Origin of the sequence: Amycolatopsis plumensis (genome assembly GCF_042652605.1) — a bacterium.
GTDB lineage: Bacteria > Actinomycetota > Actinomycetes > Mycobacteriales > Pseudonocardiaceae > Amycolatopsis > Amycolatopsis plumensis.
In genome coordinates, this window is the sequence record NZ_JBHSJY010000001.1 from 1,784,972 (window position 1) to 1,804,180 (window position 19,209).

Annotated in this window: 20 protein-coding genes, 1 tRNA gene and 1 pseudogene; 2 read left to right on the forward strand and 20 right to left on the reverse strand. The window is 69.9% G+C overall.

Going from position 1 to position 19,209, the window contains the following annotated elements:
* Positions 1-86 precede the first annotated feature (86 nt).
* From ACFPLC_RS08170 to ACFPLC_RS08205, 8 genes are all read right to left on the reverse strand, one after another.
* Entirely contained in the window at positions 87-1,499 is a 1,413-nt protein-coding gene (locus ACFPLC_RS08170) for a S1C family serine protease (RefSeq protein WP_378195945.1), read from the reverse strand.
* A 73-nt stretch (positions 1,500-1,572) separates the two neighbouring features.
* Positions 1,573-2,655, reverse strand: coding sequence for a galactose-1-phosphate uridylyltransferase (gene galT, locus ACFPLC_RS08175; protein WP_378195948.1), 1,083 nt, complete (start codon positions 2,653-2,655; stop codon positions 1,573-1,575).
* On the reverse strand, positions 2,652-3,452 hold the full coding sequence (locus ACFPLC_RS08180; RefSeq protein ID WP_378195951.1) for a DeoR/GlpR family DNA-binding transcription regulator: 801 nt from the start codon (positions 3,450-3,452) through the stop codon (positions 2,652-2,654). The genes galT and ACFPLC_RS08180 overlap by 4 nt, the downstream gene beginning before the upstream one ends.
* Positions 3,453-3,628: 176 nt before the next feature.
* On the reverse strand, positions 3,629-5,038 hold the full coding sequence (locus ACFPLC_RS08185) for a sensor histidine kinase (RefSeq protein WP_378195954.1): 1,410 nt from the start codon (positions 5,036-5,038) through the stop codon (positions 3,629-3,631).
* Entirely contained in the window at positions 5,035-5,727 is a 693-nt protein-coding gene (locus ACFPLC_RS08190) for a response regulator transcription factor (RefSeq protein ID WP_013230061.1), read from the reverse strand. The genes ACFPLC_RS08185 and ACFPLC_RS08190 overlap by 4 nt, the downstream gene beginning before the upstream one ends.
* A 66-nt stretch (positions 5,728-5,793) precedes the next feature.
* A complete protein-coding gene (locus tag ACFPLC_RS08195; protein ID WP_378195957.1) occupies positions 5,794-6,402 on the reverse strand; it encodes a trimeric intracellular cation channel family protein in 609 nt (202 codons plus the stop codon).
* Positions 6,403-7,056: a response regulator gene (locus ACFPLC_RS08200; RefSeq protein ID WP_003087851.1), complete on the reverse strand. Its 654-nt coding sequence runs from the start codon at positions 7,054-7,056 to the stop codon at positions 6,403-6,405.
* A 214-nt stretch (positions 7,057-7,270) separates the two neighbouring features.
* Positions 7,271-9,277, reverse strand: coding sequence for a hypothetical protein (locus ACFPLC_RS08205; RefSeq protein ID WP_378195962.1), 2,007 nt, complete (start codon positions 9,275-9,277; stop codon positions 7,271-7,273).
* Between the two features lie 149 nt (positions 9,278-9,426).
* On the opposite strand from ACFPLC_RS08205, the gene ACFPLC_RS08210 reads away from it, so the two are divergent.
* Positions 9,427-9,499 (forward strand) — tRNA-Arg (locus ACFPLC_RS08210).
* A 712-nt stretch (positions 9,500-10,211) separates the two neighbouring features.
* Here the strand turns inward: ACFPLC_RS08210 and ACFPLC_RS08215 are convergent.
* The 8 genes and pseudogenes from ACFPLC_RS08215 to ACFPLC_RS08250 all read right to left on the reverse strand — a co-directional run.
* A pseudogene (locus tag ACFPLC_RS08215) lies at positions 10,212-11,261 on the reverse strand (recombinase family protein); the annotation flags it as partial.
* Positions 11,262-11,559: 298 nt separating this feature from the next.
* Positions 11,560-12,084 (reverse strand): XF1762 family protein, encoded by a 525-nt coding sequence (locus tag ACFPLC_RS08220; protein WP_378195965.1) that lies wholly within the window; start codon positions 12,082-12,084, stop codon positions 11,560-11,562.
* The gene (locus ACFPLC_RS08225) at positions 12,075-12,698 is read right to left on the reverse strand and encodes a recombinase family protein (RefSeq protein WP_378195968.1); all 624 of its coding nucleotides are present in this window, start codon (positions 12,696-12,698) and stop codon (positions 12,075-12,077) included. Before ACFPLC_RS08225 ends, ACFPLC_RS08220 begins: the two co-directional genes overlap by 10 nt.
* Positions 12,695-13,180, reverse strand: a complete 486-nt coding sequence (locus ACFPLC_RS08230; RefSeq protein WP_378235752.1) for a hypothetical protein — start codon at positions 13,178-13,180, stop codon at positions 12,695-12,697. The genes ACFPLC_RS08225 and ACFPLC_RS08230 overlap by 4 nt, the downstream gene beginning before the upstream one ends.
* Positions 13,181-13,356: 176 nt before the next feature.
* Positions 13,357-13,599, reverse strand: coding sequence for a class I SAM-dependent methyltransferase (locus ACFPLC_RS08235; RefSeq protein WP_378195974.1), 243 nt, complete (start codon positions 13,597-13,599; stop codon positions 13,357-13,359).
* Positions 13,596-14,429 (reverse strand): hypothetical protein, encoded by an 834-nt coding sequence (locus ACFPLC_RS08240; RefSeq protein WP_378235753.1) that lies wholly within the window; start codon positions 14,427-14,429, stop codon positions 13,596-13,598. Before ACFPLC_RS08240 ends, ACFPLC_RS08235 begins: the two co-directional genes overlap by 4 nt.
* A gap of 178 nt (positions 14,430-14,607) precedes the next feature.
* Positions 14,608-15,437, reverse strand: a protein-coding gene (locus tag ACFPLC_RS08245) for an IS5 family transposase (RefSeq protein ID WP_378235683.1) whose coding sequence is annotated in 2 segments (ribosomal slippage) — positions 14,608-15,083 and positions 15,083-15,437 — 831 coding nt in all. Because the reading frame shifts where the segments join, the coding sequence is not laid out codon by codon here.
* Positions 15,438-15,454: 17 nt separating this feature from the next.
* Complete coding sequence (locus ACFPLC_RS08250; RefSeq protein ID WP_378235754.1) at positions 15,455-15,646, reverse strand: hypothetical protein; 192 nt, start codon at positions 15,644-15,646, stop codon at positions 15,455-15,457.
* Positions 15,647-15,918: 272 nt separating this feature from the next.
* Between ACFPLC_RS08250 and ACFPLC_RS08255 the strand changes: the two genes are divergently transcribed.
* Positions 15,919-16,748, forward strand: a protein-coding gene (locus ACFPLC_RS08255; protein WP_378235683.1) for an IS5 family transposase whose coding sequence is annotated in 2 segments (ribosomal slippage) — positions 15,919-16,273 and positions 16,273-16,748 — 831 coding nt in all. Because the reading frame shifts where the segments join, the coding sequence is not laid out codon by codon here.
* A 250-nt stretch (positions 16,749-16,998) separates the two neighbouring features.
* Here ACFPLC_RS08255 and ACFPLC_RS08260 read toward each other — a convergent pair.
* The 4 genes from ACFPLC_RS08260 to ACFPLC_RS08275 form a co-directional block, all read right to left on the reverse strand.
* Positions 16,999-17,352 (reverse strand): hypothetical protein, encoded by a 354-nt coding sequence (locus ACFPLC_RS08260; RefSeq protein WP_378205585.1) that lies wholly within the window; start codon positions 17,350-17,352, stop codon positions 16,999-17,001.
* 70 nt (positions 17,353-17,422) lie between these two features.
* Complete coding sequence (locus ACFPLC_RS08265) at positions 17,423-17,728, reverse strand: hypothetical protein (RefSeq protein ID WP_378235755.1); 306 nt, start codon at positions 17,726-17,728, stop codon at positions 17,423-17,425.
* Positions 17,729-17,744: 16 nt separating this feature from the next.
* Positions 17,745-18,713 carry a hypothetical protein gene (locus ACFPLC_RS08270; RefSeq protein ID WP_378205582.1) on the reverse strand — a complete coding sequence of 323 codons (969 nt, stop codon included), beginning with the start codon at positions 18,711-18,713 and terminating at the stop codon, positions 17,745-17,747.
* Between the two features lie 108 nt (positions 18,714-18,821).
* Complete coding sequence (locus tag ACFPLC_RS08275) at positions 18,822-19,175, reverse strand: hypothetical protein (protein WP_378205579.1); 354 nt, start codon at positions 19,173-19,175, stop codon at positions 18,822-18,824.
* Between the last annotated feature and the right edge of the window lie 34 nt (positions 19,176-19,209).

Here is a 19,209-nt window from a genome sequence, read left to right on the forward strand (position 1 = left end):
GGCCTTGTGGGTCCGGCCCCGGAATCGGGGGTCGAGCCGAAGTTGGTCTCGGCCGCGCCAGGCGGCCGAGCGACTGGAGGAAGGGATCAGTTGGGCTGGACGGGCTGGCCGCCGAAGGTCACCTCGACCGTGCGGCCGTCGGCGAGCGTGAACGTCGCCTTCTCGTCCGGGGCCCGGGTGCGGACCGCCGCGACCAGCGTGTCGGCCGAGTCGATCGGGCGGTCGTCGATCTTGGTGACGACGTCGCCCGCCTTCAGGCCGGCCTTCTCCGCCGGGCTGCCGGGCTTGATCGCGCCGAGCTCGGCGCCGCCCTGCGGGGCGTCCTTGACCTCCGCGCCGATGTAGGTCTGCACCGCCTGGCCGGTCTTGATGATCGTGTCCGCGGTGCGGCGGGCCTGGTCGATCGGGATGGCGAAGCCGATGCCGACGTTGCCGCCTTCGGACGCGCCTTGGCCGCCGGACCCCGACTGCGGGCTGTAGATCGCGGAGTTGATGCCGATGACCTGGCCGGACATGTTGGCCAGCGGACCGCCCGAGTTGCCCGGGTTGATCGCCGCGTCGGTCTGGACGGCGTCCATCACCGTGGTCTGGTCGCCGCTGCTGCCGCCCGCGCGCACCGGCCGGTGCAGCGAGCTGACGATGCCCGAGGTGACCGTGCCGGCCAGCTCGAACGGCGAGCCGATGGCGACCACCGACTGGCCGACCCGCAGGTCGTCGGACCGGCCGAGCTCCACCGGGGTCAGGTTGCTGACGCCGTTGACCTTGACGACCGCGATGTCGGTCGTCGGGTCGCGGCCGACGACCTTGGCGGCGGCCTTCTTGCCGTCCTGGAACACCGCCTGGATCTGGCCGCCGTTCGCGGCGACCTCGACGACGTGGTTGTTCGTCAGGATGTAGCCGTCGGTGCTGATCACGAAGCCGGAGCCTTCGCCGGCCCCCTGCTGGCCGCTGACCTGCAGTTCGACCACGCTAGGCGACAGCTTCTGCGCGACGGCCTCGACCGAGCCCGCGGGCGCGTTGCCCGTCTGCTGGGCCGGCTTCGGCGCGTCGAGCGCGTTGCTGGCCGGGCCGGACGACCCGCCGGTGAAGTATCCGACCGTCCCGCCCGCGACGCCGCCGACCAGCAGCGCGACCAGCGCGACGCCGGCGAGCAGCTTCCCGCCGGACCGCTTCGGCTGCGGCGAGGTGGCCACCGGGTAGCCGCCCGTGGCGGGCTGACCGTACGGGTTCGGCGGCGGGTAGACGCTCTGCTGCGTCTGGCCGGAGGGCATCTGCGCACCCTGGGCCGACCACGGGTTCGCGCTCTGCCCGCCGTACGCCGGATCGGCCCCGGTCACCGCGTGGTAGGACGGCTCGGAGTACTGCGGCGCACCGCCGGACTCGGGCTGGGCCTGCTCACCGTACGAGTGCCCCGCCCAACCGCCCTGGGCCGGCTGCTGGCCGGTCTCGGGGTGCCGCGGCGCCGCGGGGTCGTGCGCGTTGGGGTCGTTCTCGGTCATGTCCTCACCTTGCGCGATGGTCCTGAGAGGTTCCTGAGCCGAACCTGTGCATCGGAGATGAGTATGGCCGGGATCAGCCCGCCGCGCGGAGCCGTTCGGCGATCTGCTCCGGCGTCGCGTCGTTGATCCACACCGCCATGCCCGACTCGGACCCCGCCAGGTACTTCAGCTTGTCCTTCGCGCGCAACACCGAGAACAGCTCCAGGTGGAGCCAGCCGAGCTCGCGGTCGCGGCGCACCGGTGCCTGGTGCCACGCGGCGATGTACGGCAGCGGCCGGTCGTACAGCGCGTCGCAGCGGCGCAGCACGTCGAGGTAGACGTCGGCGAAGTCGTCGCGCTCGGCGTCGGTCAGCGCGGGGATGTCCGGGACCTGCCGGTGCGGCACCACGTGCACCTCGACCGGCCAGCGCGCCGCCGGCGGCACGTAGGCCGTCCAGTGCTCACCGGAGGCGACCACGCGCGCGCCGGACTTCTGCTCGGCGGCCAGCACGTCGCCGAGCACCGGGCGCCCGTGTTCGGCCTGGTAGGCGCGGGCGACGTCGATCATCCGCGCGGTCTTCGGCGTGACGAACGGGTAGCCGTAGATCTGCCCGTGCGGGTGCGACAGCGTGACGCCGATTTCCTCGCCGCGGTTCTCGAACGGGAAGACCTGTTCGACACCGGGCACCGCGGACAACGCGGTCGTGCGGTCGGCCCAGGCGTCCACCACGGCCCGCACCTGCTTCGCGCTCAGCTGCGCGAAGGAGCCGTCGTGGTTGCTGGTGAAGCAGACGACCTCGCAGCGGCCGCGGCCGGGCCGCACCGGCACCAGCCCGTAGCCATCCACAGTGGACGGCTCACCGATGACGTCTTCGGCGAAGGACGGGAACCGGTTCTCGAAGACGACGACGTCGTAGTCGCTTTCCGGGATTTCGCTCGGTTTCCCGGGCTTGCTCGGGCACAGCGGGCACAGGTCGGCCGGCGGCTTGTAGGTCCGCGTCTGCCGGTGCGCGGCCATCGCGACCCACTCCCCGGTCAGCGGGTCCAGCCGGATCTCCGACGCGGCCGAAACCGGCGGCAGGTCGCGGGTGTCCTCGGCGACGCGGTCGGGCGCGCCGGGCTGGTCGAAGTAGATGATCTCCCGGCCGTCGGCCAGGTGTCGTACGGTGCGCTTCACGCTTCTCGGGCCTCGTCCGTCTCCGCCGTCTCGGCGATCATGAGTTCTCCCGCCCGTTCGGCGAGAATTTCCTTGGCCTCGTCGGAAATGCCGTCATCGGTGACGACGACGTCGGCCTCGTCGAGGTCGGCGATCGTGGAGATCCCGACGGTGCCCCACTTCGTGTGGTCGGCGAGCACGACCAGCTTGCGCCCGGCTTCGACCAGCGCGCGGTCGGTCTCGCTCTCGGTGAGGTTCGGCGTGGTGAACCCGGGCCCGTCGGCCATCCCGTGCACGCCGAGGAAGACGGCGTCCAGGTGCAGCGACCGCAGGCTGTGCACGGCGACCGGGCCGACCAGCGCGTCCGACGGCGTCCGCACCCCGCCGGTGAGCACGACCGTGCGATCCGGCTGGGTCGACCCGCGGAGCACGTCGGCGACCTGGATCGAGTTGGTCACGATGGTGAGGCCGGGGATGGCGTCGAGCGCCCGGGCGAGGGTCCACGTGGTGGTGCCGGCGGAGATGCCGATCGCGGTGCCGGGCCGGACCAGCGTGGCGGCGAGCTCGGCGATGGCTTCCTTCTGCGCCCGCTGGCGCACGGACTTGGCCTCGAAGCCGGGTTCGTCGGTGCTCTTGCCGATGACCGAAGTGGCGCCGCCGTACACCTTCTCGACGAGCCCCCGCCCGGCCAGGACGTCGAGGTCGCGGCGCACCGTCATGTCGGACACGCCCAGCCTGGTGACGAGGTCGCTCACGCGGACCGCACCGGTCCGGCGTGCCTCTTCCAGGATCACCGCCTGTCGCTGACGCGCCAGCACCGTTCACTCCGTCCGTCGGACCCCAACCACACAAAATCCTACACGATTCAACACGGGATTCGCGGGAGCAGCGTGGGTGAACTTCGAAACGACAGGTCAGGGCAGGCGTGCGGCAGCCGACTTGAACAACACCACCACGGGCGGCGCGAACAGGCAACAGCAGTTCGGTGCCGGCCTCAGCCGGGCGCCCCCGGCAACCGGATCGTCATCAACGCGCCGCCCTCGGGCGCCCGCGAGGCGTACACCGCCCCGCCGTGCCGCTCGGCCGCGTGCTTCACGATCGCCAGCCCCAGGCCCGAGCCGGGCAGCGTCCGCGCCTCCGACGAGCGGTAGAAGCGGTCGAACACCTTGGGCAGGTCCTCTTCGGCGATGCCTGGCCCGGCGTCGGCGACCTCGACCACGGCGGTGCCGTCGCCGAGCGGGTACAGCCGCACCCAGACCGTCGCATCGGGCGGCGAGAACTTCACCGCGTTGTCGAGCAGGTTCAGCACCGCGCGCTCAAGCGAGCTGTTGTCGCCGGTGAGCACCCACGGCTGCAGCGAGACGTCGAAGTTGATCTCGCCCGCGCGCCGCCGTGCCCGGTCGAGCGCGCGCTCGACGACCTCCAGCAGCTCGACGCGCTCGAAGCGCTCGCGCGGCTCGTCCTGGCGCGCGAGTTCGACCAGGTCGCCGATGAGCTGCGTCAGCTCGTCGAGCTGGCCGCTGATGTCGGCGACGATGTCGACGCGGTCTTCGTCCCGCAGCGGCGGCGCGCCCGGCTTGCTGGCGGCGAGAAGCAGCTCGAGGTTGGTCCGCAGCGAAGTCAACGGCGTCCGCAGCTCGTGGCCGGCGTCCGCGACCAGCTGACGCTGACGTTCCTGCGAGTCCGCGACCGTGCCGAGCATGGTGTTGAACGTCTGGGTGAGCCGCGCGAGCTCGTCGTCGCCGCTGACCGGGATGGGCCGCAGGTCGCCGGTCTTGGCGACGCGTTCGGCGGCCGACGTCAGCCGGTCGACCGGGCGCAGGCCGGCGCGCGCGACCGCGGTGCCCGCCGCGGCGGCGACCAGGATGCCGGCGCCGCCGATCAGGAAGAGCACCAGCGCGAGCTCGTTCAGCGTGCGCTTGGTCGGGCTCATCGACTGGGCCAGCACGATGGCCTCGCCGTGCCCGGTCGGCAGGGCGACCACGCGGCTGTCGGAGCGGAAGTCCGTGCGCAGCGATTCCGGCGAATCGCCGTTCGCGACGGCCAGCTCGTCCTGCCCGAACGGCGGCGGCGAACTCGACAGCGGGTAGGTCATCACGGCGTGCTGGACGTCGGGCGCCGCGGTGAGCTGCCCGATCTGCAGGTCGGCGCTGGCCAGGAAGGCGCCGGGGACCTGGCGCAGCTGGGTCTGCACCTGCGGCGAGTCGGCCGCCGCCTGCGCGCGGGCCATCAGGCTGTCGTCGAGCTGCTGGTACAGGTTGCTGCGCACGACCATGTACGCGCCGATCGACACCAGCGCGACGGCGCCGGCCACACAGGCGGCGGCCAGCAGCGTCACCCGGCCGCGCAGGGAGAACCGGCGGGCTCCCCAGCGCGTGCCGCGGGGATCGCCCGGTTCGGTCACGGCGGGGTTTCCCTCAGGACGTACCCCACTCCCCGCACCGTGTGGATCAGCCTCGGCTCCCCCTCCGCCTCCGTCTTGCGGCGCAGATAGCCGACGTAGACCTCCAACGCGTTGCCCGACGTCGGGAAGTCGTAACCCCATACTTCCTCCAGGATCCGGCCACGCGTGAGGACGTGCTTCGGGTAGGAAAGGAACAGTTCCAGCAGGGCGAATTCGGTCCGGGTCAGGCTGATCTCGCGGCCGCCGCGGCGGACCTCCCGCGTGCCGGGGTCGAGCGTCAGGTCCGCGAAGGCCAGCGCCTCCGAGGCCTGGCCGTTCTGCCCCTCCGGGATGGCGCGGCGCAGCAGCGCCCGCAGCCGGGCGAGCAGCTCCTCGAGCGCGAAGGGCTTCGGCAGGTAGTCGTCGGCGCCGGCGTCCAGCCCGGACACCCGATCGGAGACGGTGTCGCGCGCGGTCAGCACGAGGATCGGCAGGTCGTCGCCGGTGCTGCGCAGGCGGCGGGCGACCTCCAGGCCGTCCAGCCGGGGCATCATGACGTCGAGCACCATCGCGTCCGGCCGGTCGGCGATGATCGCCTCCAGCGCTTGCGCACCGTCACTGGCCAGCTGGACCTGGTAGCCGTTGAACTCCAGGGACCGCCGGAGCGACTCACGGACGGCGCGGTCGTCGTCCACCACAAGGATGCGCATGGCGCTAGTTTTACGCAGCGTGCTGAGACCCGCCTAAGAACACACGCAGAACTCACAAAGGATTTGTCACTCGGGACCGCGCGCGACCGGCGCGTTCCAGTGCCGCCAGAGCGCAACCACCCGGACGGAGACGACGACGGCGGCCGCGACGACGGTCACCGGACCGGCGGGCAGTCGCACAGCGTGACCGACGGCGACGAGCGCCGAGCCGGCCAGCGCGGCCACGGCGTAGATCTCCTTCCGCAGGACGAGCGGAATTTCCCGGAGCAGCAGATCCCGCACGGCCCCGCCGCCGATGCCGGTCGTCATCCCGATCAGACACGCGGCGTAGACGGTGGCGCCGGCGTTGAGCGCGATGGTCGTCCCGGCGGTGGCGAAGACGCCCAGCCCGAGCGCGTCGGCGAGGAGAACGCCGCGCCGCAGCCGCGCGACCTGCGGGTGGAAGGCGAAGACGACCAGCGCGGTCCCGGCGCAGACGGCGAGGTAGGGCCAGTTCCGCAGCGTCGTGGGCGGGTGGATGCCGAGCAGGACGTCCCGGATGACGCCGCCGCCAAGGGCGGTGGTGAGCCCGAGGACGACAACGCCGAAGACATCGAGCCGCGCCCGCACCGCGGCGAGCGCCCCGGACGCAGCGAAGGCGACGAGCCCGACGAACTCCAGCGCCGTGAGCAGCATTTACTGATCGAGAAGTCCACCGCGGTAGGCCAGCAGAGCGGCCTGCACCCGGTTGGCCGCCCCGATCTTCGAGAGCACGGCGGAGACGTACCCCTTGACGGTGGCTTCGGAGAGGTGCAGCCGCCCGCCGATCTCGGCGTTGGACAGGCCTTGGCCGATCAGGGCGACGACCTCGCGTTCGCGTTCGGACAGGGAAGCGAGCAGCTTCCGGGCGGGCTGAGCAGCACGTTGTTCGTCCCGGTGCGACTGAACCATCCGCGCGGCCACGCCGGGATCCAGCACGGCCCCACCTCGCGCCAGGTCACGCACGGCCCGCAGCAGCGCGGCCGGGTCGATGTCCTTGAGCAGGAAGCCGTTCGCGCCGAGCCGGAGCGCGAGGCTGACGTATTCGTCGATGTCGAAGGTGGTCAGCATGGCCACGGTGGGCGGGTCCGGGAGCGCGAGGATGGCCCGGAGCGCGCGAATGCCGTCGTCAGGGGCTCGCATCTTGATGTCGAGCAGAGCCACGTCGGGGTGGTACCGCCGGGCGACCTCCACCGCGGATCTGCCGTCGCTCGCCTCGCCCACGATCTCGATGTCCTGGGCCCCGGACATCATCGCGCGCAGTCCCGAGCGCACCAGTTCCTCGTCGTCGGCGAACATGAGCTTGATCAACGAAGCCCTCCGCAACAGCCGGTGGGAGCGGCTCCCCGCGTCCCGTTAACGAAGGTTACCTACTGTTGTTCAGCAGTTCGAAACCAGACACGACCAGGTGAGGCACTGGTCCGTCCAGGTCAGGTTCAGTAGAGCCCGCGCTGGGGTGTATCCGCCATGTGGGAGGCGAGTGAGAACCACTCACTCGGGTGACGACGAGAGTCGGGCCGCAGGTTCACCGACGGCGTTTCCCGCGCTTCCGCTTGCTCCCGCGAGATCGCGCCAGACCGCCGAGCGGGTGCGCACTGCGGACGGCCTGGACCTGCTCGAAGACCTCGGCCAGTTCGGCGAGCCCGGCACGGTCCGGATGTCCCGACGCGAGAATCGCCTTCGCCAGCCCGCCGCGTTCTTCGCCGGGGACCTCGGCCAGCGTCGCAGCCGTCGCTTCCGGCCCGGCTGTCTCGAGCATGACGAGGAACTGCTCCGACACCCCGAGCAGGGCCTCGCGTTCATCGAGGTTTTCGAGGGCGAGCTCGCCGCGTTCGACCAGCAACCGGGTCGCGACCGGACCCAGGCCCGGGTCGGCACGCAGGTCCTGCAGCAGCGCGTCGCCGTCCGGAAGCGAGCCGGCGAGAACGTCGAGCATGACGGACGTTCGTGTGCGGAACGGGCACTGCCGGGCAGCGTCCAGCAACAGGGGCAGCCCGGCCTCCCGGCCGCCGTGTGCGGCCAGCCAGCCGGAGATCTCCGCCGCGGCCGTTTCTTCGCTGTAGTGCTCCGTGACCACGCCGAGCAGGGCCGCGGGGGCAGCGTCGGCGAGCTCGCCGACCAAGGGCGCCACCCGGCCCTCTCGCAGCAGCTTCGCCCGGACGGCCCGCGTCGCCAGTGGGGTGAGGCCCACGAGCTCGAGTGACGGGGCGTCGAGCGCGGTCTTCAGGCGGGCTTGGACGTCCGGCGGGAGCTCGGGGTTCTCCGGGACCAGGTCCAAGGTGTACATCGGATCGGCAGGCCCCTCGGTCAGCTCGACCGCACCGAATTCGGCCAGCTTGGCGAGCAGCCTGCGGAACTCGGCCGCGAACCCGTCTCGCCAGAGCGACTCCGTCAACGGCTGCAGTTCGGTGCCGGTGAGTTCCGCGCAGGCGAGCCACGTGCTTTCCATCAGCCTGACGACGGGGATCGGCTCGGGCATGCCGTAGATCGTGTTGAGCACGTCCGGCAGGACGATGTCGAGGAGTTCGTCGAGCAAGATGGCGTAGCCGGGCGCCCAGCCCGACGGTTTGACCAGCAACCCCGGCTCGGGGATCGCGTCGAACGCCGCGGTCCACAACGCGAGCGCGTCGTTCAGCAGCGGCGCCGCTTTCGCCACGCGCACGAGCTTGCCCTTCACCACCCGCACGACCCGCGTGCGCTTGGCGAGTTCGAAGAGGATGGCGAGGTGGGGCAGATCGGCGCTGGTGCGGACGGGCCGGCCGTCCTCCTCGAGCTCGTCGCCGGTGTCCAGCAGCACCACCAGCTCACGGGCGTCGGCGAGCTTGAGGGTCCCGGTGCCGGTCAACGTCCGGCCGTCACCCACCCAGCCGGCGAAGTTCCGCAGCTTGACCACGAGCGAGGAGAGTTCCGCCGCCTCGACGAGGTCCGACTCCGGCGGCAGCGAGACGGGCAGCTGGGGAAGCCCTCGCCCGGCGGGTTCGTCGGCTCCCCGGGCAACGAGCGCGGCCAGCAGTTCCGGATCACCACCGTGCCGCCCCGCGCGCGCCTCGGCGAAGAACGCGTTCAGTGCGTGGTGGTCCGGGGGATCGACCCCGTGCCGGATGGCGGTCATGACCCAGGACTTGGCCACGCCGAAGTTGCGTTCATCGGCCATCGCGGCGGGGAAGTCAGCCGCCGCTTTCGTGACGGCCCCCTCGAGATCCGCCGGCGGATCACCCGCGGGATCGGCCAGCCCTGTCTCGTGCAGGTAGCGAAGGAACAGCGACAGCGTCTCGGGCACGAGAACGGCGTCGTCGGCGGTCGCGGACAGCGTTCGCGGCACGTACTTCAGCAGGAAGTCCTGAACGAGCCCGGCGGTCCAGCAGGCGAGCCGCCCGTCGACGGACGTGTGCCGGAACTGCAGCGCCAGCGCCACGGCGTTCGGGTCGATCTCCCGCCCCTGCGCGGCCGCCCAGTCGGCCAGGCGCCGAATCAGCAGGTCCTGCCCCGCCTCGAAGCCCTCGTAGTCATCCTCGTCGTAGTACGTACGCACTGCGGGTCCCGTCGTCTCGGTTGCCCGACACAGTAGCGACGCCGGTACTACGTTGGGTGACGCACCATCGCGGTCCCCCGGGCAGCAGTCCCGCGCTCCGGGGACGGCACACAGCTCGCGGCGACCGTCGGGTAGCCTTACTGAGGTAAGCCCTCGTAGCTCAGGGGATAGAGCACCGCTCTCCTAAAGCGGGTGTCGCAGGTTCGAATCCTGCCGAGGGCACCGCAAGGATGGGAACGGGAGAGATGTCGGACATGACATCCTCCCTTTTCTTGCTTTTATGGTTGCGCCGTTCGAGCCGCCTGTCTCGGTCGAACGGCAAGATGGACGCTTCGTGAGCAGCCTGGCGTGCTGCCGGGACGGTCGGCCCGAGCAGGGTGACCGTGCACTTGATCTGGTTCGTGCTCTTGTTGTAGCGGAGTTCGAGCCGGAGGGCTTCGAACAGCCGCCGGGCGACGTCCTCCGGTAGCTCCTCCACCCGGACCTCCCCCACCGGCAGGGCGTCAAGCAGGTCGGGGTTGGCCGTCTGCTGGTTCTCCTCTTCGACTTCGGCGAGCTGAGCTTCGAGCTGGACTTTGCGTTTGTGAAGGCCGTCTCGTTCCTCGTTGACTTCGTCGACGAGGTCCTTGGTCGGCCTGTCGAACAGAGCCAAGCTACGGACGAGGTTCTTGATCATGCGCGTGGTGTCGTCGATCTCGCGTTGCAAGGCGTCGATGCGCTGCTGACGTTCCTGCTTCGCGGCGGCACCGAGTTCTCGGGCGGTGTCGCCCAGCAGGCTACGACGGTAGCTTCCGAAGATGTGGGCCGAAAGGAACTCGTTGAGCTTGGCCACGATCGCGTCTTCGCGAATCCAGAAGCTGCCCGCGGCCGGATGTCCCTCCGGGACATAACCCTTCTTCGGCGCGCACACGTAGTAGGCGTGCCCACGACGGGTCTTGCCGTTCATCCGCCGGCCACAGCCGCCGCAGAACAGGTAGGTGCGCAACAGGTAGCTGCGTTTGGTCTGGGGATGCTTGACGTTGGTGTTGCTGGTGCTGCGGGACCCGAACCGGTGTCGGCTGATTTCCTGGGCCTGCAGCCAATCCTCCAACGTGACGAGAGCCTCGTGAACCGGCTGTGCGGACCAGACCCACTCCTCGACAGGATTGAACTGGTTGCCTCGGGACTTGCGGCCACGCACGTTCCACACCATGTGCCCGGTGTACTTCGGATTGGTGAGGACGTCGCGCACGTTCGAGGAAGTCCAGTGGCCGACGGCGCGCTTCGGGTCGACCGGAACCGGCGGCGGGTAGGTGGCGAGGTCGCGGTTCAGCCGGTCGGCGATCGCCTGATAGCCGAGACGCTCGGTGATCCGCCAGTGGTACGCCTTCCGAACCGCGGGCGCCTGCGCCGAGTCGACTTCGAGGAACGTCTTCTTGGCGCCCTTGGCCCGCTTGGCGGGGACCGGGTGCGGGACGTGCCGGGCGCGGTAGCCGTAGCAGGGCTTACCGATGTTGTAGCCGGCCTCGGTGTGCACCGCGTAGCCGTCCCACGACTTCTCCAGCATGTCGACGACGTAGAACTCGGACAGGGTCTGCTTTACGCGCCGCGTGAGCAGCTGGGTGGCCCGCTTGGGTTTGCGTCCGTCCACCAACCCGAGCTGGAACGGTTCGTCGGAGGCCAGCAGGCGCACCCCGGCCTGTTCCAAGCGGTGCTCGATGGTGGTGCCGTAGTACATGTGCCGGGCGGTGCGCTCGATCGACTCGCAGATGACGTAGTCGAACCGCCGATCCGGCCGCTGAGCTTCGGCGAGCAGGTCCTGGATTCCGCCGTCACGCGGGACCGGGATTTCGAACTGCTCGTGGGCGCGGCCGCTCCCGCGGGCGTCGAGGTCCATGCGCCCGGACTCGACGTCGTAGAAGTGCGCGACGATCAAGCCATCGTCGGGCAAGGCGCGCTGCGAGTTCCCCAGCTGACGCGGCAAGGACAGGGTTGGGTCCTGCATGTCCTTCGTGGACACGCGTCCGAGCCATGCGAATCGAAGGAACGTCGGTCGCGCCGCGACACCGGCCGATGCGCCGCGCGCCGCTTCGCTGTAGGCGCTTCGCGCGCGTCCTACGCTGCGCTGTCCGGCCCACGCGCGGACCTGTTCCGGGCCTGCCACTGCGTCACCTCCCAGAGCACCCGTGCCTGCTCGGCAGCCAGCCGCTGAGCCGCATTTCCTTCTACAGTCTTAATTTCCACCACCAGTTCCGGTGGCTCGTCAGGAGCCAGCCGTCCGGTGACGTCGTCCCGGCGGCCGTTCACTGCCGACTTCGACGATCTCGGCCAGCTGTACCAGCTGAAGCAGCTGCGCGACAAGGTGAACCTTCAGGCGCGCGCGAGCTGATCTCCCAGCGGGTCCGGCGGACGCCGTCGACCCCGTGCGAGTGGCGCGGGCGGGACGTCGTCGTCCATCCCGACCGTGGCCGAAGGTCCGCCACGGGAATCAATCCGGCAGCGCGCAGGCTCGCACCGCTCTCGCCCGCCTGCGTGTAGGTGACGAGACGCAAGTAGCCCATGGCTCGCGCCGCGCGCCAAGCCGCGCCGTAGAGCTTCGAGTTCGCGTTCGGCTCGCCGACGGTGCAGCTCCGCGTCACCTCGATCGTGACACCGTCGTCGAGACGCCTCGCGACCGGACGACCGGCGGTCGCCACGCCGACCAGTTCACCGCCGCGCGCGACGCCGATCGCGAACTTCATCCCGCGGGGCGGACGGTGGTGCCGGTGGTGAGCGTCGATGAATTCGCATGCCTGCCGGAAGGTCAGGGGAACGATTGTCAGGCGCACCGCAGCTCCTCCCCTGCCCCGTGCTGAGCGCGCCGGAACACGCGCTCGTCGACCAAGGGCTCGTGGACCATCGGCGCCGAGATCACCCAGTGCTCGACGGGAGCCGGACTACCCGCGACGGTGCGGGCCCAGACCTGGCGCCCCGTGTACTTGACGTTGGTGACGATCCGTCGGACGGCTTTCGCAGTCCACCGCCCAGAGAGCACCGGGTACTGGCGAAGGTCGGCGTTCAGGCGTGCCGCGACGGCGGCGAACGTCAGGCCGTCGTCGGCTCGCCACACGAAGATCTGCTTCACGACCGCGGCGGTCTGCCAGTCGGGGACCAGGACCGCCCGCAGCTTGTTGCGTCCGCTGGGATCGGTGACGCGGATACGCAGCGCGCGGTAGCCGTAGGGCGGAGGCCCGATCTGGTAGCCGGCGCGGACGATTTCGATCATCGCCTCGCGGGCGCGGCGTGTTGTTTCGGCGTGGTGCAAGGCGAGCGGGTCCCGGCCCTCCTCGGAGATGCCAGATCGTTTTGTCCACAGGTTTGCCCACAGCCTGGACCACCGCTGTGGACGGGGCTCGGCCACCGGTCTGCCAGTGCGTTCGCCAACGGAGAGGCGAGTCGTCATGCGGCTCGCCTCCATCCCGGGTGGACGGCGCCGTTGACGTCGAGCCGAGTCGGCCGCGGAACGCCGCTTGCCGCCGCGGCGGCAAGCTCGACGTCGTGGGCAAGTCCGAAGACGAGCACCTCGTGGTGCGCCGGGAGTGCGGTCGGCGCACCGGCGGCACGGGCTCGGGCAGCAGCCCGACGGGCAGGGAGTGAGGCGCGGGTGACCAGCCGACTGCCGCGCAGTCCGGCGGTCAGGGCCACGCACCGCTCGACCGGCGCCAGCCCGGCAGCGGTCGCAGCGGAGATGAGCGGGGTGGCCAGGTCGGCCAACGTGCTGTCCGGGCGCCGGCGCGGTCTTGCAACGATGACGAAGTGGCCGCTGGAACGCAGCAGCGATTCGCCGTAGAACATCGTCGCGGCGACGTCAGCGAGCGCGGACTCGACCGGGTCGCGGTCTGGACTGTTCGCTGACCCCGGCTCCGTTCGCAGGGCGGTCAGCACGAGTCCGACTCGCCCGATCAAGCCAGCGGCCCGGGCGGTTGCGAGGACCTTTGGACGGGCATCGAGCACCGAGCCGTCGCGCCACGCGCCCGCGGTTTTGGCGGCGGTGACGTTGGCGCGGGCAAGGGACCACCACCGGGTGCGGCCGGTCAAGCCGAACGCGTCCCGGCCGGCGCTCAGCGCCGCGTCAATACTGTCCCCGCACCGCAATCAGGATCGAGAACGAGGTCGCCGGGTCGGCTGTAGACGGCGATCGCGTGCGCGGCGACGGCGGGAGGAATCCGCTCCTCGTCGATCTCGGTACCGGGCACACACCCGGCGTCGCGCAGCTGCTCGAGCGGGTTCCGCTGCCCGGTTGGCCAGACCGAAAGAGGCAGCCCGTCGACCGACGATCCAAGTGATTTCAGCTGGTCATTCATCGGAGGTCTTCTCCCCCCGTCACGGCGGCCTCGGAGACCTGCTTGCGCGCGAAGATCAAGAGGTCGTCGTGCACGCGGGCGTGCCGCGCAGGCGGCACAGCGAGCTGCGCGGCCGGTACCGCGGCAGCGAGCGCCCCGTTACGAACCGGCGCGCGCAGCAGGGCGATGCGATCGAGATAACGCAGGCCGGCGTCCTGCGCGGCGCGCACGAGCGAGCCTGCGGGGTCGATGAGCCGACCCTCCACACGATCACCATGCGTGATCACGGCGAGTATGCCGGTCGGGTTGAGCGCGTCGGCCCAATCAGCCGGTCGGAACCAGTCGCCGGGCCGCGGTCCGGACGCGGTGATGATGAGGTCGTAGCGGTCCGGTCCGACGCCGGTCGCGGTCGTGTCCGGTCCGGGCCGATCGCGCGCAGGCGACGCAACGACCCCGACGCCGGTCGGACCGCCCGAGCGGGGTCCGAGTCCGGACTCGGCCCCGGCCAACGCGTCGCCGTGGTGTTCCCCGATCGGGTCCTGTGGCGCGACGGCGGTCTGGGTTTGGACGCGACGGCCGAGTCGGACCACTGTCCAGCTGGCTTCGTGCAGCCCGCCGTACGGACCAGGCCGGGACCGGTGTCGATCGCCGATCGGCGAGGACGAGGTGGAGGGCTCGAGGTAGGGCGCGGGCGTGAGCAGGAGCACCCGCTGGCCCGGCTGCGTGTAGGCGGTGACGATCTTCACGACCGCAGTCAGCAACCAGCTCGCGAGCAGCCCGGTGCCTCCGAGGAGCTCGTCTTGCGCGCACGTCCAGACGGTGCTCGGCCGGGCCGTTCGCGAACGGCGCACGGTGCGAAGACGCCGCGCTCGCCGACGCTGCGGAAGCAGGATCGGGACGGTCGGCGGGTCGGCGGGAGCGTGCTGCGGCGAGCCATCCTCTGGACGTTCGTTGTCGTATGCCGGGGTCATCCTGGATCTCCTCCGACGGAAGGGTGCTGCGTGTTCTGACACCCCTTAAGAGCTTGTCTCATGTGGTGAGTTTGCGGAGTTTCTTGTAGCAGATGAGGCTGGCTCCGAGGAGGAGGAAGGCGAGGAAGTGTTCGGCTTTGCGTTCGTAGCGCAACGTGAGGCGGCGGTATCCGGTGAGCCAGGCCACGGTTCGTTCGATCACCCAGCGGTGCCGGCCGAGTTTGTCCTTGGCTTCGATGCCTTTGCGGGCGATGCGGACCTTGATGCCGCGGTCGCGGACCCAGCGGCGCAGGCCGGGCTGGTCGTAGGCCTTGTCGGCGTGGAGCTTGGCCGGCTTGCGCCGGCGCGGGCCACGGCGTGATTTGATCGCCGGGATCGCCATCACCAGCGGTTTGAGCGCGGCCGAGTCGTGCGTGTTCGCGGCGGAGACCGCGACGGCCAGCGGCAGTCCGGCGCGGTCGGACAGGGCGTGAATCTTCGAACCGGGCTTGCCGCGATCCACCGGGCTCGGACCGGTCAAAGATCCCCCCTTTTGGCCCGCACGCAGGCACCGTCCACGATCGCCCGGCTCCAGTCGATGAGGCCCTGGCTGCCGAGCTCGTCCAGCAGCGCGTGATGCAAGCGCCGCCACAGCCCGGCTTTCGTCCACTGACTGAAGCGGCGGTGCGCGGTCTGAAACGGCACCCCGAACGACGGCGGCAGATCCCGCCACGCACAACCGCTGGTCAGCACGTACACGATCGCCGTGAACACCGCACGAGCATCCACCGGCGCCGTGCCACCACCCTGCGGACGCGGCGCGAACACCGGAATCAACGGCTCCACCAACGCCCACAGCTCATCCGGCACCAACCGCAACGACAACCGATCAACCACAGCAAAGATCATCGCTCACCAGCGACCGATCACCACGTAAGACACGCTCTAAGTGCCGACTTCGGCCGGAGAACGGTCAGCACGGTGCCGAGCAGGTCGACGTCGAACCGCCGTTCCGTGCCGGCGAGGTGCGGTTGCCCCGCCCGCAGCGCGGCCTGCGCGACGGCCAATGCGTGGCCACGCACGTCTCGGTCAGGATCATCGAAGATCCACGCGATCATCGGATGGAGGAGGTGCGTGATTTCAGTGCGGTGCCGGATGACCGACGACCACGTGTGCCGCGCGAAGTCATGAAAGGTGTCAGCGTCCAAGCTGAGCACCGATTCGCCGACGTTGTGTCCGCACGAATCTTTCTCCGGCAAAGCGGCCAGCGTGGCAACAACTGAAACCGGGATATCAAGCCGACCGGTTCCATAGATTCGGTGCCATGCGGACTCGACTGCCGCGGCAACCTTAGAGCGTGTCTTACGTGGTGATCGGTCGCTGGTGAGCGATGATCTTTGCTGTGGTTGATCGGTTGTCGTTGCGGTTGGTGCCGGATGAGCTGTGGGCGTTGGTGGAGCCGTTGATTCCGGTGTTCGCGCCGCGTCCGCAGGGTGGTGGCACGGCGCCGGTGGATGCTCGTGCGGTGTTCACGGCGATCGTGTACGTGCTGACCAGCGGTTGTGCGTGGCGGGATCTGCCGCCGTCGTTCGGGGTGCCGTTTCAGACCGCGCACCGCCGCTTCAGTCAGTGGACGAAAGCCGGGCTGTGGCGGCGCTTGCATCACGCGCTGCTGGACGAGCTCGGCAGCCAGGGCCTCATCGACTGGAGCCGGGCGATCGTGGACGGTGCCTGCGTGCGGGCCAAAAGGGGGGATCTTTGACCGGTCCGAGCCCGGTGGATCGCGGCAAGCCCGGTTCGAAGATTCACGCCCTGTCCGACCGCGCCGGACTGCCGCTGGCCGTCGCGGTCTCCGCCGCGAACACGCACGACTCGGCCGCGCTCAAACCGCTGGTGATGGCGATCCCGGCGATCAAATCACGCCGTGGCCCGCGCCGGCGCAAGCCGGCCAAGCTCCACGCCGACAAGGCCTACGACCAGCCCGGCCTGCGCCGCTGGGTCCGCGACCGCGGCATCAAGGTCCGCATCGCCCGCAAAGGCATCGAAGCCAAGGACAAACTCGGCCGGCACCGCTGGGTGATCGAACGAACCGTGGCCTGGCTCACCGGATACCGCCGCCTCACGTTGCGCTACGAACGCAAAGCCGAACACTTCCTCGCCTTCCTCCTCCTCGGAGCCAGCCTCATCTGCTACAAGAAACTCCGCAAACTCACCACATGAGACAAGCTCTTATGCACAAATTGCCCAGCATCGACAGAAGTGGAAATTGCACGACGAGATGAAGACACAGGAGTTCCCTCCAGTTATCAGAGGCACGGCACGGCGTCACACCGCAGGTACGAGCCGTGCGCTAGACTGCAGGCTCGCGCACCCTTCTGGGGTGTGCGGTGTTGGAGCCCGGCGGGTGGTTGCCGCGCCTCTCCGGAGGTGTTCACCCGCCGGGCGCTACTAACAAATTCGGAATCGGATTTCAGCGGTCCCAGTTGTGCCGCTCGAGATGCGTCACGTCGGTCTTTGCCGCCGCGGCGATAGCGTCGGGCCAGCGAAGCCCTTTTGCTTCGTAATGCTGCACCGCGTCGGCCAAGGCTTCGGCCCGCGGCGTGAGCCGCCAGCCGAGCAACCGGAACAGCGTGACCGCCCGGGTTTCCCGTGCGCAGGTCGCGGTGACGGCGTCCACGCGCAGGTCTGCGGCCACGTGACCGAACAGCGTCGCCGGGTATCCGTCGAGGAACAGCGGTGTGCCGGGCGGCGACCAGCCGGGCAACGGCGTCATCTCGGGTGGGTGCTGACGCCCGACGTGGCGGGCCACGGCCAGCAAGGCCATGTCGCCGAGCGCCTGGTCGTCCTCGGCGTTGTCGATCTGGTGCGCCAGGCTGGCTGCGGCTCGGATGGCGTCACCCCACGTCCAGGACGCTTCGAACTCCTCCGAGAGCCGCGCCAGGCGAGCTGCCTTCTTGGTGAGCCGGAATCCGAACCGCCGGATAGCCGGCTGAGGCTCCGGTGAAGTCGTCGAGGTATTCGGGGGTAGCCCCGAGGCCTTGCAGGACGTGGCCGTGCAAGCCGAGCGGGTCGTGGTCGTCGAAGGTGGATGCGGTTGACGTGCCGGCGGGCGGATGGGTTCGCCGTTGCGCCCCGGTGTGGTTGGTGACGTAGCGAAGGCGGCCGTAGAGCTCGGCGCAGCCCAGGATTGAAGGAGTCATAGCGCGTCCCGGCCATTCACGCGACCGCGGGAACGCCGTGCGCAGCAGCCAGATCCTCGAGAGTCGCCACGGGTGAAGCTGCCGCGTGGCCAAGCCGGTCCAGGATCCGATCGGCAACGCGGAGCACGCACTCTGCCGAAGTGCGTGCCGTCTCGCGATCGGCCGCCCAACCGGCGACGTAGGGCACGGAGTACGCCAGAGTGTCCATGCCGCAGACCGCGGCGACGATGCACGCCACCGACTCGGCCTCGACCTCCAGCACATGCCGTGGCGTGGTGGCCAGACGGGTTTCGTGGTCGCACAGGATGTGCGCCAGCTCGTGCGTCAGCGTCTTCGCGGCCTGCGCGGGTTCGACGTCGTCGCGCACGGTCACGCGTCGCTCGGAGAAGACGGTTCGGCCGAAGGCGCCGCCGCAGTCTCCACGCTCGACCGTGAAGCCGCATGCGCCGATATGGGCGGCGACCCCGTCCCAGAGGCCGCGTGGCGCGTCGCCGCACAGCGCGATCGGTTCCGGCGGGGACGGCTGCGCGGCCCGCGGATCCCCCTGCAGCTGGGAGACGTCGACGACCGGCACGAGCATGAATCCCGACAACGCGGGCGTCTTGTCCGGATCCGTCTCGGCGCCTTCGGTCGGTTTGGTGTTCTCGTCTTCGGTCGTCCTGCGGAAGCACGGCTTCCAGATTTTGATCTTGTGCGTGCCCTTGCGCATGAAGCCGTAGCCTTCGCGCTTCCACTCCGAGAGCGGCCGAACGTCGGTGGCTTCGGGGCACTGCTGCAGGATCATGATCAGGTTGTTGAGGCTGTAGCGGCGTAGCCACGCCCGGGAGGTGATCAGCTGCTGCCAGCCGTCGGCGGTCATCAGCTTGTCCACGCCCTCCAGCAGCTGGTCGCGGGCGGCCGCGAGGCGTTCGGCGCGTTCTTCGGGCGAAACCGTGCGTCGGGCCTTCGTTGCGGCCCGGGACGGTCGACGGGGTGTGCGCATCATGACGGATCCCTTCGGATGGGTTTGGTGCGGCGTTGGTGGTTCGGTGGTGTGCCGGGGTTGCCGTCCCGGAACACCACGGCTATGGGTGTTCTCGCTGTCCGCGAGCTGTCAGCCTTCGGCGCGCTCCCACTCGAAATTGGCGCCGATCGCGTACCGGCCGTCCGCCTCCCGGACGACTTGCGTCGGCACGTATCCGTCCTGGATCGCGGCGAGCGGGTCAAGGAGCATGATCGTGTTGTCCTCCCAGTACGCCACCGTGGCGCCCGGGTACTGCCGCCCACAGGCGTTGAGCCAGGCGACGACGACGATCGCGACGTCGGGGCGGAAGCGTGGGGTCCCGGCCCGGCTCCAGCCGGACACGGGGTCCACCTGGGCAGGGAAGGCGGGATCGCTGCCGGTGGCGTTGATCTTGACCAAGGCTTCGCCCACCTCGGGCGCGAGCCGGTAAGCACCGGCGAGCAACGCTTGCTCGGCGGCGACGTCGGCGGCTGGTGTG